Raw genomic sequence first — 11,505 nt, 5'->3', positions numbered from 1 at the left:
TAACCATTAGCCGGCCGGGCTGACAATCATGACGACAAGTTTAGGTTCCGGTGTCCAACCACGCCATTGCAAAGCCATGGTTGTTGGGTGACAAGGGCGCCGTTCGCCCTTTGAAGGCGGCCTCTTTTCCAAGGACACTCGAGATGACGATCCCGACCCTCGCCGGTGTGCCGGCCATTGCCCAGACTTTGGCCCCGACCGTGCCGCGCCAAGCTCATCTGATTGCCCGCCTGTTCGCCGGCGCGCTGGTCCTGACGCTCGCCGCCACCGCGCCGCTGGCCGCGCAGGACGCCAAAGACCCGGTGGTGGCGACCGTCAACGGTACGCCGATCACCCAGAGCGACCTCGCCGTCGCCGAGGAGGAAGCCGGTCAGCTGCCGCCAATGTCCGACAGCGCCAAGAAGGACTACCTGGTCCAGTTCATGGCCGACGCAATCCTGATCACCAAGGCCGCCGAGGACAAGAAGCTCGCCGACGACGCGGCCTTCAAGCGCAAGCTGGAATTCGCCCGCCAGAAGCTGCTGATGGAAGCATTGCTGAACCAGGTCGCCAAGGACGCGTCCACCGACGCCGCCATGCGCGCGGTCTATGACGATGCCGTGACCAAGATCCCGGCTGAGGAAGAGGTCAAGGCGGCCCACATCCTGATCCGCGCCACCGCCGGCGACGAGAAGGCAAGCAAAGCTGCCGAGGACAAGATCAAGGCCGTGATCGCGCGCCTCAACAAGGGCGAGGATTTCGCCAAGGTCGCCGGCGAAGTCACCGAAGACCCTTCGGGCAAGGCCAATGGCGGCGATCTCGGTTACTTCACCAAGGAGCAGATGGTGCCGGAATTCGCCAACGTCGCCTTCTCGCTCGACAAGGGCAAGATTTCCGCGCCGGTGAAGACCCAGTTCGGCTGGCACGTCATCAAGGTCGAGGACAAGCGCGTGAAGCCGAAACCGAGCTTCGAGGACGTCAAGCCGCAGGTTGAGCAGTTCGTCGCCCGCAAGGCGCAGGCCGAGTTCGTGACCAAGCTGCGCGCCGAGGCCAAGATCGAGAAGAACTATAAGGTCGAGGAGCCGAAGGCGGACGCGCCCTCGGCGCCTGCGGAGAAAAAGTAAGCTTCTTCGTATCTTCCCAAATATGGTGCCCGGCCTTCGCGCCGGGCATTTTGTTTTTACCGATGTCATAGCCGGGCTTGTCCCGGCCATCCACGTCTTCTATTCGAGTGCTGGAAAAGACTGGATGCCCGGCACAATGCCGGGCATGACGCTGGAGAGCGCAATGTCGACTGCCGTTTCCCCCCTCGCCCCGACCAACGTTCCCGACATGCCGGCCATTGCCGGCGTGCGCATGGCGACCGCGGAGGCCGGCATCCGCTACAAAGGCCGCACTGATGTGCTGCTGGCGCTGTTCGATCCGGGCACCACCGTGGCCGGCGTGTTCACGACGTCGAAGTGCCCCTCGGCGCCGGTGGAATGGTGCCGCGCCAACTTGAAGTCGGGCAAAGCGCGCGCGCTGGTGGTGAACTCCGGCAACGCCAATGCCTTCACCGGCAAGACCGGGCGGGCCGCGACCAAGCTCACTGCCGACATCACTGCCAAAGCCATCGGCTGCAAGCCGAACGAAATCTTTCTCGCCTCGACCGGCGTCATCGGCGAACCGCTCGACGCGAACAAGTTCGCGCCGGTGATGCAGAGCCTGACCAACAGTGTCTCAGGCGCGTTCTATCACGAGGCCGCCAAGGCCATCATGACCACCGACACCTTTCCGAAGGTGGCCACCGCCACCGCGAAGATCGGCAAGGCCAAGGTCACGATCTGCGGCATCGCCAAGGGCGCCGGCATGATTGCGCCCGACATGGCCACGATGCTCTCCTTTGTTTTTACTGACGCCGCGATCGCCGCGCCGGCCCTCCAAAGCCTCCTGAAAGAAGGCGTCGGCTCAACCTTCAACGCCGTCACCATCGATGGCGACACATCCACGTCGGATACTTTGATGATGTTCGCGACCGGTCAGGCGAAAGACTGCCCGAAGATTTCGCGCGCCGCCGATCCGAAGCTAAAAGCCTACAAGAAGGCATTGCACGGCGTGCTCGCCGATCTCGCCGAACAGGTGGCGCGCGACGGCGAAGGCGCGCGCAAGCTCGTGGAGATCGTGGTCGAGGGCGCTGTGTCGGACAAATCCGCGCGCAAGATCGCGATGTCGATCGCCAACTCGCCGCTGGTCAAGACCGCGATCGCCGGCGAGGACGCCAATTGGGGCCGCGTGGTGATGGCCGTCGGCAAGGCCGGCGAGCCGGCCGACCGCGACAAACTGTCGATCTGGTTTGCCGGCGTGCGCGTCGCGCACAAGGGCGCACGCGATCCGTCCTATGACGAAGCAAAGGTATCGGCCGAGATGAAGAAGCCGGAGATCTTCCTCAAGGTTGCCCTCGGCATGGGCAAGGGCCGCGACCGCGTCCTGACCTGCGACCTGACCAAGGAATATGTCGCGATCAATGGGGATTACCGCTCTTAACCGCGCGGTAATCATACCGGGATGGCACGCATTGCCGCCGTATTCATTGGTCGGACCTTAACCCGACTTCTCTAGCGTCGTGGATAATTGGCTGTGAGCGTCAAAATCGTCCTTGTCGCTGCCTGCGCCCTTATCGATGCCGACGGCCGCGTGCTCATCGCACAGCGTCCGCAAGGCAAACCGATGGCGGGCCTGTGGGAGTTTCCCGGTGGCAAGGTCGAAAGCGGCGAGCGGCCGGAAATAACGCTGATCCGCGAACTCAAGGAAGAACTGGGAATATCGGTCAAGGAAGACTGCCTCGCGCCACTGACTTTCGCGAGCCACGCCTATCCGGACTTTCACCTCTTGATGCCGCTTTATGTCTGCCGGCGCTGGGAGGGGACGGTCACTGCACTCGAGGGACAGAATCTCACCTGGGTGCGGCCGAACAAACTGCGCGACTACGAGATGCCGCCTGCCGATGTGCCGCTGATTGCGCATCTGATGGCGCTGCTCTGACAAGCTGCCAAGGGCCAAGAACGGGCCACAGGGGAAGCCGATGCGTACCGCTCAAGAGCACAGAACACTGCTCGCTTTCATCCGCAACGAGAGCGGCGCCACCGCGATCGAGTATTCGCTTATCGCCGCCGGCATCGCCAGCGCCATCGCCGCGGCCGTGACTGGCCTCGGAACTTCGGTGAACGGCGCCTGGGAAAAGGTCGGCAACATCTTCAACTGACCTCGTGGGACGGCGATTATTTTTCGCCCGGTTTTTCTCCCGTCGTAATCTCCTTCGTTCCCAAGGCATCCGCCAGACGCCGCGTCGCCGAGCCGGGCTTCAGCGGCTTCTGCTGACTCTCATGCGGCGCCCAGCCGGACAGCCACACGATTTCGAAGGTCGCACGCACGCGGCCGTCGCTATCGGCAAATCGCTCCGCATAGACTTCGATCATCCGCCGCAACGTCGCGCGCTTGAGCGGGGCGCGCCGGCGCTCGATCAGGATGTTGGTCGCGCCCATGGCGCGCAGGTCGCGCATCAGCGCGATCGGCGACTCGTAGCGCACGGTGACGCGATCGGAATCGACCACCGGCAGCGCAAAGCCGGCGCGCTGCATGAGCGAACCCAGATCGCGAATATCGGCGAAGGGCGCGACGCGCGGCGACAATCCCCCTTCGACCTCACTCTCGGCTTGGGCGAAAGCCTCGCGCAATTCGGTCAGACTATCGCCGCCGATCATCGCGGCGAGCAGCAGGCCATCCGGCTTGAGCGCGCGGCGCACCTGAATGAGCGCGCCCGGCAGGTCGTTGACGAATTGCAACGCGAGACCGGAGACGACGAGATCGAGCGAGGCATTGGCGAAAGGCTGCGACCGCTGGTCGGCCATGACCTCGAGCCCGGCCTCGCTGACGATCGATGCCCGCTCCAGCGCAGGGACCTTGCCGCTCGCGACCAGCGCGGCACGCAGAGTGTCGAGCGGCGTATCAAGGTCGGCGGCACGGTCGAATGTACGCAGCACCACCGCGAGCCGGTCGATCATTTCCTCCGTGACGCGGTCCAGCAGAAACGTCGCCGCCCCACGCGTAGCGGCACGCCGTTGCCGGGCGCGCAGGAGGGTGCGGTCGAAGATGGTCGGGTGTACGGTCATCTGCTAGCGTTGCAGCATGAACGAGCTTGTTGAGGCAAGCGAGGAACAGCGGCCGCCGAGCCTGGTCACTCGGGTCAACAGCGGCTTCCGCAGTCTGTTCCGCTTCGCGCTCGATGCGGCGCTGCCGCAGCTCTGCCCGTCCTGCCGCGAGCCGCTGGGTGACGGCGCCGGGCTGTGTGCCCAGTGCTGGTCGAAACTGTCGCCGATCGAGAAGCCCTATTGCGCCCGGCTCGGCATTCCCTTCGTCTACGATCCCGGGCCCGGCCTCCTGTCCATGGAGGCGATGGCCAATCCGCCGGCCTATGACCGCGCCCGCGCCGCCGTGCGCTATGACGAGATCGCCCGCTCGCTGGTGCTCGCCTTCAAATTCGGCGACCGCATGGACCTGGCGCCGATGATGGGCCGCTGGATGGCCCGGGCCGGCCACGAACTGCTGCCCGGCGCCGATGCCCTGATTCCGGTGCCGCTGCACTGGCGAAGGCTATGGTCCCGGCGCTTCAACCAGGCGGCGGCGCTGTCGAAGGCCATTTCGGCGACCTCCGGCGTGCCGGTCCTGTTCGATACCCTGCGCCGCGTGCGGGCCACGCCGCAGCAGATCGGCCTGTCCAAGACCGACCGGGCCAGCAATGTTCAGGGCGCCTTCCGCGTACCCAACGACCGAAAAGCAATGATTCAGGGCCGCCGGGTTATCCTGATCGATGATGTCCTCACCTCCGGCGCGACCGTCGATACCTGCGCCCGGGCGCTACTGAAGGCCGGGGCGCGGCAGGTGGATGTGCTTGTTTTCGCACGGGTTGTCGCCCCGGCCCGCAGCCCCATATAAAAGGCATACGAACCCGGACGCGGCCTCATGCAAGTTGTCGACATCTACACCACCGGCTGGTGCCCCTACTGCCACGCGGCCAAGGCGCTGTTGAAGCGCAAAGGCGTCGCCTATAACGAGATCGACGCCTCGAAGCGCGACGTGCGCGAGGCCATGATCCAGCGCGCCAACGGACGGATGACCGTGCCCCAGATCTTCATCGGCAAAACCCATGTCGGCGGCAGCGACGACCTGCACGCGCTGGAATACGCCGGCAAGCTCGACGCCCTGCTCGCCGGCGAAGGCAGCGCGGCATGACGTCCGCTCCGTCGAAATTCAAAGCCGGCCTCATCCAGATGCGGACCGGCGTGACGCCCGCGGCCAATATCGACACCGCGTCGCGTCTGATCGCCGAGGCCAAGGCGGCCGGCGCCGATTACGTGCAGACGCCCGAGATGACGAACGTGATGGACGTCAACCGCGAGCGGCTGTTCCAGAATATCCGTGAGGAAGAGAGCGACCCCTCGCTCGCCGCCTTCCGCGAGCTGGCGAAGAAGCACGGCCTCCATGTTCACGTCGGCTCGCTGGCGATCAAGCTGTTGCCGGATCGCGCCGCCAATCGCGGCTTCGTCATCGATCCGCAGGGCGAGATCGTCGCGCGCTACGACAAGATCCACATGTTCGACGTCGATCTCGGCAATGGCGAGAGCTATCGCGAGTCGCGCACCTATCGTCCCGGTGAGATCGCCATCACCGCCGATCTGCCCTGGGGCCGCCTCGGCTTGACGATCTGCTACGACCTGCGTTTCCCGGCGCTCTATCGCGCGCTGGCGGAGGCCGGCGCAACGATGCTCGCCATTCCCTCGGCCTTCACAAAGCAGACCGGCGAGGCGCACTGGCATGTGCTGATGCGCGCCCGCGCCATCGAGACCGGCTGCTTCGTGCTGGCGGCGGCACAAGGCGGGAAGCACGAGAACGGCCGCGAGACCTTCGGCCATTCGATCGTCGTCGATCCGTGGGGCCGCATCATTGCCGAAGGCGGCACTGAGCCCGGCGTCATCATGGCCGAGATCGACCCCGCGCTCGTGGCGGAAGCGCGCGGACGCGTGCCATCGCTCGAGCACGGCCGCCGTTTCGAAGTGCCCGAGCCGATGGCGGAGCCAGCGCATCTCCATCTCGTGAAGGGCGCGGAATGATCAAATACGCGCTGGCCTGCGACAAAGGCCACACCTTCGAAAGCTGGTTCGCGGACAGTGCAGCCTACGACAAGCAGGCCAAGCGCGGCCTTGTCACCTGCCCGGTTTGCAATTCGGCCAAGGTCGAAAAAGCGATCATGGCGCCGCGGCTGGCCGGCACGCGCAAGCGCGCCAAGGCACAGGATGTTGAAACGATACCGGCGCCCGACAAGGCTCCGATGGCGATGATGTCGCCAATGGAGATGGAGCTGCGCGCCAAGCTCAAGGAGCTGCGCGAGCACATCGTCAAGAACGCCGACAATGTCGGCGAGAAGTTTCCCGAAGAGGCGCGCAAGATGCATTACGGCGAGACCGAGCACCGCTCGATCTATGGCGTCGCCTCGCTTGACGACGCCAAGGAGCTGGCCGAGGAAGGCATCGACGTGCATCCGATCCCCGCGCTGCCGGACGAGCGGAATTGAGCACAGCTCTTTTGCGCACGCGCGCTCGCCTTGCCCTGTTAAACCACCTAGGATTCCCCCAGCGGGTGGCGCCGGCCTCGGCGCGGGCGGCGGGACATGGAAATTGCAGATTATTTGGTGATTGGCTGGTGGCTGCTCGCAGCCGTGACGATAATTCCAATCCCATTTTTGTTACGGAAGTTGCGAGCCGTTGACCGCAAGACGACTGGTTTCGGTCCTCCGCACGGACAAGGCGCCGGCCCACTCAAACTTCCGCTGTTGACGTCGATCTTGCCCAGACCCGCCGTTTGGGCGCTCGCGGTTTCGTGGGTGGTGTTGGCGCTGAGCCTTGTACCGCTGACTTGGATGAGCCACTGGTCGCGGCTGACGTATCTCAACTTGCAGTTCCTACTCGCAGGTTTCGGTGCCTTGATGATCTGGAGCGGCCCGTTGCGCAAGACCAGGCCTGCGCGGATTTTTATAATCTTGCTGGGGGTCGCCGTGCTCGGCGTCGCGGGCTACGCGACGGCAGCCGATTTATTCTTTCCTTCATTGACGGTGGAAGGCCGCGTCAGCGACAAGATCGAGCGCCGGAACAAAGGCGTCAGATACGAAATCGTCGTGAACGGTATCGTTTACCAGACGATCCGTCCGGTCTACCTGCCTCTTCGTATCGGTGACCGCATCAGCGCCGAAGCTGGCGCAGGCTCCAAGATCATTTTCTCGGCAAGAAAACTCTAATCGCCTGATGCCTGGCGCACCCACATCAGCAGCACGGCGCCGTCGATAATCGCCCCATCTGAAAAATATGTGCCGGCCATCACGCCAAACGTCGCGGCGCGCGCTACCATGCGCGCGTGGGGACTTTGCGAACCTTCGGGTTCAAATGAGGAAACGATGATGAGCGTACTGAAAATGTCGGGCACCGCCGCCCTGCTGGGCGCGGCGGCTTTGTTGGCTGGCGTCATGGGCTCCGCCGGCCCTGCCGAAGCGGTGGTCTATTGCAAGACCGTCGGCGTACCGAAGGGCTGTGTCATGCGGCGGGCGCCGGTGGTCTATTGCACATCGCCGGGGCTACCGGTCGGCTGCGTCGCTCGTCCGGCCCGGGTTGTTTACTGCACCGCGCCCGGCCTGCCGGCGGGTTGTGTAGCGCGTCCAGTCGCCGGACCGAACGTCGTCTACTGCAGGCGTCCCGGCGTGCCGAGAGGCTGCGTCGTGCGCTGAGCTCCGGGGCGCGGCGAGCATCGTCTCGCTGCGCCCCGTTTGCGCTCAATGCGCCCAGATCAGCAGCACGACGCCGGCGATGATCATCGCGATGCCTATGATTTCGCGCGGCGCGGTCTTCTGCTTGAAGGCGAACTTGGACACCCCTTGCGCGAACAGCACTTCGATCAACGCTAATGTGCGCACACTCGCCGCCGACGCGATCGAAAAACCCAGGAACCAGAACTGCGAAGCAAACGCGCCGAGGAAACCGGCGAGTATCGACGGCCGCCACGCTTTCAGGATGGCTCTCATGGTCGCCGGCTCGCGCAGCAACAAATAGCCCGACAGCAGCGCCGCCTGGATGACGAGACTCACCGCCAACGTAAACGTGGCCCCCAAAACGAACTGCCCTGGAATATCGAGCGACAAAATCGCGCCGCGAAAGCCGATGGCAGAAAGGCCGAACAGGCCACCGGCGACGATGCCTTTGACCGCCGGCTTGATGCCGTTGGCCTTCACTGCGCCCGGCTTGAACGCCATCAGCACCACGCCCGTGGTGGCGATGACAATGGCCAGCGCCAGCATCGGCGTCAGCCTGTCGCCGAGCAACACCAGTCCGAACACTGCGGTCTGCACCGGCTCGGTCTTGATATAGGCGGTGGTGACGACAAAGGATGAATCGTTCATCGCCGCCAGCATCAGAGCGGTCGCCACGATCTGCCCGACGAGGCCGACAGCGATCCACGGCCAATACTCGCGCGGCGGCATCGGCAGGCCGCTGCCGGTGACGAGGCACACCCCGGCCAGAAAGATCAGCGCGAAGGGAAAACCGAACAGGAAGCGCACATGCGTGGCGCCGACGGTGCCCAGCGTCGCGGTGAGTTCGCGCTGCATGGCGTTGCGCGCGGTTTGCGCCGCCGCGGCGATGATGGTGAAGACGGCCCAGAGCATTGCGTATACCCGCTGTCAGGCGCGGGCGTAGGCCGCGCATCAAATGAACCGGCTTAAGAAACGGCCGGCTCGAACGGGTTTTCCGCGAACTCGGTGACCTTGCCGGCCTCGTTGTCGACCAAAGCCAGAAGATCGAAATAGCGGATGCGCGCAGCGCCGCCCGTGCGCTGGACTACCGACTGCTGCCACTCCGCATTATGCGCGCGCTTGGCCGCTTCGATCGACGGCCAGATGTAAACGCCGGCAATGGTCTTGCCGGTCTCGTCGAGCAGGAAATGCTTGCGCTTGAGGTCGGCGTTGGCCTGCCACTTGGCGAAGACCTTGCGGGCGTCGTCCATCACCTGCTCGCGCCCCCAACCCTTGGGCGTGTCGAACTCGACCAACTCGAGAATCATGTATTCGCTCCTGAAGAAGCCCGCTTCGTCGCCACCAGCATGTAGTTCACGTCCATGTCGGACGACAATTGCCAGCGGTCGGCGAGCGGATTGAAGATCACGCCGCGCTCGCCGATGACGTCGAGGCCGGCGCCTTCGATGGCGCGCTCAAGTTCGGCCGGGGTGACGAACTTGTCCCACTGATGGGTGCCGCGCGGCAGCCAGCGCAGGATGTATTCGGCGCCGACAATCGCCAAGGCAAAACTCTTGAGCGTGCGGTTCAGCGTCGCCGCGATCATCAGCCCGCCGGGCTTCACCATCGACGCACAAGTGCCGACGAATTCCGGCACGTCGACGACGTGCTCGACCACTTCCATGGCCAGCACCACGTCGAAAGTCTCACCGGCTTCGGTCAGGGCCTCCGCCGTCTCAGCGCGGTAGTCGATGACAAGCCCCTCGTCCTCGGCATGGGCGCGGGCGACCGCGATGTTCTCTTCGGCCGGATCGACGCCGACCATCGTCGCCCCGAGCCGCGTCAGCGGCTCGGACAGGATCCCGGCGCCGCAGCCGATATCGAGCATGCGCAGGCCCGCGAGGCTGTCGAGCTTGTTTGGATCGCGTCCAAAATGCGCGGTCACCTGATCGCGGATATAGCCGATCCGAACCGGGTTGAGCTTGTGCAGCGGCGCCATCGGGCCGCGCGGGTCCCACCAGCGCTCCGCCATGCGGCCGAAGCGCGCGACCTCGGCGTCGTCGATCGATGAGCCGCGGCTTTTCGTGTTCACCATCCGGTCCTTCTTTTCGCCCGCCAGCGCCCTGGGTAGCCAAATCCGGCGGGGGCCGCTCGGTTGCAGGCCGCCCACCCGTTCGGTATACGCGCCTTCCATAAAGCGGCGCGGGACCAGCTTGTTAGCGCATTTTGGCGCCCGCCGCGAATACCGGGATTCAGGGTCTTAGGTTCCTAAACGTCATGCCTCGCCTCGTCATGAAATTCGGCGGTACGTCCGTCGCCGATCTCGACCGCATCCGTAACGTCGCCCGCCACGTCAAACGCGAGGTCGACGCCGGCTATGACGTGGCCGTCATCGTCTCGGCGATGTCGGGCGTGACCAACCAGCTCGTTGCCTGGTGCAAGGATGCCGCGCCGCTGCACGACACCCGCGAATACGACGCCGTGGTTGCGACCGGCGAACAGGTCACCGCGGGCCTGCTCGCCATCGTGCTCGAGGGCATGGGCGTCAACGCCCGCTCCTGGCAGGGCTGGCAGCTGCCGATCCTGACGTCGAACGTCCACGGCTCGGCGCGCATCGAGAGCGTCAACGGCGACGAACTCATCAAGCGCTTTGCCGAGATGAAGCAGGTCGCCGTCATCGCCGGCTTCCAGGGCATGCACGAGGGCACGCGCCGCATCACCACGCTCGGCCGCGGCGGCTCGGACACCTCCGCCGTGGCGGTCGCCGCCGCGATCGGCGCCGAGCGCTGCGACATCTACACCGATGTCGACGGCGTCTACACCACCGACCCGCGCGTCGATCCGTCGGCCCGCCGGCTCGACAAGATCGCCTTCGAGGAGATGCTGGAAATGGCCTCGCTCGGGGCCAAGGTCATGCAGGTGCGCTCGATCGAGCTCGGTATGCTGCACAAGGTGCGCATCTTCGTGCGCTCGAGCTTCGTCAAGCCGGAAGACATCGATCCCAAGGCCAACTTCATTGGTACGCTTATCTGCGACGAGAGTGAGATCATGGAACAGCAAACCGTCACCGGCATCGCCTTCTCCAAGGACGAGGCGCAAATCTCGATCCGCCGCGTGCAGGACAAGCCCGGCATCGCCGCCGCGATCTTCGGGCCGCTGGCGGATGCCAGCATCAATGTCGACATGATCGTGCAGAACATCTCGCCGGACGGCTCGACCACCGATCTCACCTTCACCGTGCCCTCGTCCGACTACGAGCGGGCCCGCGTCACCATCGAGAAGGCCAAGGCCCAGATCGGTTACGAGCGCCTCGATGGCGCGACCGACGTCGCCAAGGTTTCGGTGATCGGCATCGGCATGCGCAGCCATGCCGGCGTCGCGGCTTCGGCCTTCAAGGCGCTGGCGCAGGAAAAGATCAACATCCTCGCCATCACGACCTCGGAGATCAAATTCTCCGTCCTGATCAACGCCAGCCAGACCGACCAGGCCGTCCGCACCCTGCACAAGCTCTACGGGTTGGATAAGGGCTAGGCTTCCTTCACCTCTCCCCGCTTCCTTCACCCTCCCCCTTGTGGGGAGGGTCGACTGCTTGCGCGGAGCGAAAGCAGTCGGGGTGGGGGTAGAGGATTTCTGCGCTACCCCCACCCCACTCGCTTCGCTCGCGACCCTCCCCACAAGGGGGAGGGTAAGGAAGGGGCTTTTCCTTGCCCCCCTCC

General features: G+C 64.6%; 15 protein-coding genes. 11 read left to right on the top strand and 4 right to left on the bottom strand.

The window, feature by feature from the left end; all coding sequences use genetic code 11:
- Window positions 1-143 precede the first annotated feature (143 nt).
- From E8Q40_RS02325 to E8Q40_RS02310, 4 genes are all read left to right on the top strand, one after another.
- Entirely contained in the window at window positions 144-1,103 is a 960-nt protein-coding gene (locus E8Q40_RS02325; protein WP_137042873.1) for a peptidylprolyl isomerase, read from the top strand.
- Window positions 1,104-1,266: 163 nt separating this feature from the next.
- Window positions 1,267-2,502: a bifunctional glutamate N-acetyltransferase/amino-acid acetyltransferase ArgJ gene (gene argJ / locus E8Q40_RS02320; protein ID WP_137046547.1), complete on the top strand. Its 1,236-nt coding sequence runs from the start codon at window positions 1,267-1,269 to the stop codon at window positions 2,500-2,502.
- Window positions 2,503-2,595: 93 nt separating this feature from the next.
- The gene (gene mutT, locus E8Q40_RS02315; RefSeq protein WP_137042872.1) at window positions 2,596-3,000 is read left to right on the top strand and encodes an 8-oxo-dGTP diphosphatase MutT; all 405 of its coding nucleotides are present in this window, start codon (window positions 2,596-2,598) and stop codon (window positions 2,998-3,000) included.
- A 40-nt stretch (window positions 3,001-3,040) separates the two neighbouring features.
- Complete coding sequence (locus tag E8Q40_RS02310; protein WP_137042871.1) at window positions 3,041-3,220, top strand: Flp family type IVb pilin; 180 nt, start codon at window positions 3,041-3,043, stop codon at window positions 3,218-3,220.
- A gap of 16 nt (window positions 3,221-3,236) precedes the next feature.
- Here E8Q40_RS02310 and E8Q40_RS02305 read toward each other — a convergent pair whose 3' ends face one another.
- Entirely contained in the window at window positions 3,237-4,127 is an 891-nt protein-coding gene (locus E8Q40_RS02305; RefSeq protein ID WP_137042870.1) for a methyltransferase domain-containing protein, read from the bottom strand.
- A gap of 16 nt (window positions 4,128-4,143) precedes the next feature.
- On the opposite strand from E8Q40_RS02305, the gene E8Q40_RS02300 reads away from it, so the two are divergent.
- From E8Q40_RS02300 to E8Q40_RS02270, 6 genes are all read left to right on the top strand, one after another.
- A complete protein-coding gene (locus E8Q40_RS02300; protein WP_137042869.1) occupies window positions 4,144-4,950 on the top strand; it encodes a ComF family protein in 807 nt (268 codons plus the stop codon).
- A gap of 27 nt (window positions 4,951-4,977) precedes the next feature.
- On the top strand, window positions 4,978-5,247 hold the full coding sequence (gene grxC, locus E8Q40_RS02295) for a glutaredoxin 3 (protein WP_137042868.1): 270 nt from the start codon (window positions 4,978-4,980) through the stop codon (window positions 5,245-5,247).
- Window positions 5,244-6,125, top strand: a complete 882-nt coding sequence (locus E8Q40_RS02290; protein ID WP_137042867.1) for a carbon-nitrogen hydrolase family protein — start codon at window positions 5,244-5,246, stop codon at window positions 6,123-6,125. Before grxC ends, E8Q40_RS02290 begins: the two co-directional genes overlap by 4 nt.
- Window positions 6,122-6,586 carry a DUF1178 family protein gene (locus E8Q40_RS02285; protein ID WP_137042866.1) on the top strand — a complete coding sequence of 155 codons (465 nt, stop codon included), beginning with the start codon at window positions 6,122-6,124 and terminating at the stop codon, window positions 6,584-6,586. The genes E8Q40_RS02290 and E8Q40_RS02285 overlap by 4 nt, the downstream gene beginning before the upstream one ends.
- Window positions 6,587-6,682: 96 nt before the next feature.
- On the top strand, window positions 6,683-7,306 hold the full coding sequence (locus tag E8Q40_RS02280; protein ID WP_137042865.1) for a hypothetical protein: 624 nt from the start codon (window positions 6,683-6,685) through the stop codon (window positions 7,304-7,306).
- 159 nt (window positions 7,307-7,465) lie between these two features.
- Window positions 7,466-7,789, top strand: coding sequence for a hypothetical protein (locus E8Q40_RS02270; protein ID WP_137042863.1), 324 nt, complete (start codon window positions 7,466-7,468; stop codon window positions 7,787-7,789).
- Window positions 7,790-7,834: 45 nt separating this feature from the next.
- On the opposite strand, the gene E8Q40_RS02265 is transcribed toward E8Q40_RS02270, so the two are convergent.
- The 3 genes from E8Q40_RS02265 to ubiG are packed head-to-tail and all read right to left on the bottom strand — an operon-like array spanning window position 7,835 to window position 9,884.
- The gene (locus tag E8Q40_RS02265; RefSeq protein WP_137042862.1) at window positions 7,835-8,722 is read right to left on the bottom strand and encodes a DMT family transporter; all 888 of its coding nucleotides are present in this window, start codon (window positions 8,720-8,722) and stop codon (window positions 7,835-7,837) included.
- A gap of 53 nt (window positions 8,723-8,775) precedes the next feature.
- The gene (locus E8Q40_RS02260) at window positions 8,776-9,117 is read right to left on the bottom strand and encodes a hypothetical protein (RefSeq protein ID WP_137042861.1); all 342 of its coding nucleotides are present in this window, start codon (window positions 9,115-9,117) and stop codon (window positions 8,776-8,778) included.
- Window positions 9,114-9,884, bottom strand: a complete 771-nt coding sequence (gene ubiG / locus E8Q40_RS02255) for a bifunctional 2-polyprenyl-6-hydroxyphenol methylase/3-demethylubiquinol 3-O-methyltransferase UbiG (RefSeq protein WP_137042860.1) — start codon at window positions 9,882-9,884, stop codon at window positions 9,114-9,116. The genes E8Q40_RS02260 and ubiG overlap by 4 nt, the downstream gene beginning before the upstream one ends.
- Before the next feature lie 182 nt (window positions 9,885-10,066).
- Between ubiG and E8Q40_RS02250 the strand changes: the two genes are divergently transcribed.
- A complete protein-coding gene (locus tag E8Q40_RS02250) occupies window positions 10,067-11,320 on the top strand; it encodes an aspartate kinase (RefSeq protein WP_137042859.1) in 1,254 nt (417 codons plus the stop codon).
- The last annotated feature ends 185 nt before the right edge of the window (window positions 11,321-11,505 follow it).

It is taken from the genome of Pseudolabrys sp. FHR47 (assembly GCF_005153485.1).
Lineage (GTDB): Bacteria > Pseudomonadota > Alphaproteobacteria > Rhizobiales > Xanthobacteraceae > Pseudolabrys.
This window is presented reverse-complemented; position numbering and strand designations above follow the sequence as displayed.

Bases quoted from the DNA above. Each gene is read 5' to 3' on its own strand.
- E8Q40_RS02325 (WP_137042873.1), top strand. From the start codon at position 144: ATGACGATCCCGACCCTCGCCGGTGTGCCGGCCATTGCCCAGACTTTG.
- argJ (WP_137046547.1), top strand. From the start codon at position 1,267: ATGTCGACTGCCGTTTCCCCCCTCGCCCCGACCAACGTTCCCGACATG.
- E8Q40_RS02310 (WP_137042871.1), top strand. From the start codon at position 3,041: ATGCGTACCGCTCAAGAGCACAGAACACTGCTCGCTTTCATCCGCAAC.
- E8Q40_RS02305 (WP_137042870.1), bottom strand. From the start codon at position 4,127: ATGACCGTACACCCGACCATCTTCGACCGCACCCTCCTGCGCGCCCGG.
- E8Q40_RS02300 (WP_137042869.1), top strand. From the start codon at position 4,144: ATGAACGAGCTTGTTGAGGCAAGCGAGGAACAGCGGCCGCCGAGCCTG.
- grxC (WP_137042868.1), top strand. From the start codon at position 4,978: ATGCAAGTTGTCGACATCTACACCACCGGCTGGTGCCCCTACTGCCAC.
- E8Q40_RS02290 (WP_137042867.1), top strand. From the start codon at position 5,244: ATGACGTCCGCTCCGTCGAAATTCAAAGCCGGCCTCATCCAGATGCGG.
- E8Q40_RS02285 (WP_137042866.1), top strand. From the start codon at position 6,122: ATGATCAAATACGCGCTGGCCTGCGACAAAGGCCACACCTTCGAAAGC.
- E8Q40_RS02280 (WP_137042865.1), top strand. From the start codon at position 6,683: ATGGAAATTGCAGATTATTTGGTGATTGGCTGGTGGCTGCTCGCAGCC.
- E8Q40_RS02270 (WP_137042863.1), top strand. From the start codon at position 7,466: ATGAGCGTACTGAAAATGTCGGGCACCGCCGCCCTGCTGGGCGCGGCG.
- E8Q40_RS02265 (WP_137042862.1), bottom strand. From the start codon at position 8,722: ATGCTCTGGGCCGTCTTCACCATCATCGCCGCGGCGGCGCAAACCGCG.
- E8Q40_RS02260 (WP_137042861.1), bottom strand. From the start codon at position 9,117: ATGATTCTCGAGTTGGTCGAGTTCGACACGCCCAAGGGTTGGGGGCGC.
- ubiG (WP_137042860.1), bottom strand. From the start codon at position 9,884: ATGGTGAACACGAAAAGCCGCGGCTCATCGATCGACGACGCCGAGGTC.
- E8Q40_RS02250 (WP_137042859.1), top strand. From the start codon at position 10,067: ATGCCTCGCCTCGTCATGAAATTCGGCGGTACGTCCGTCGCCGATCTC.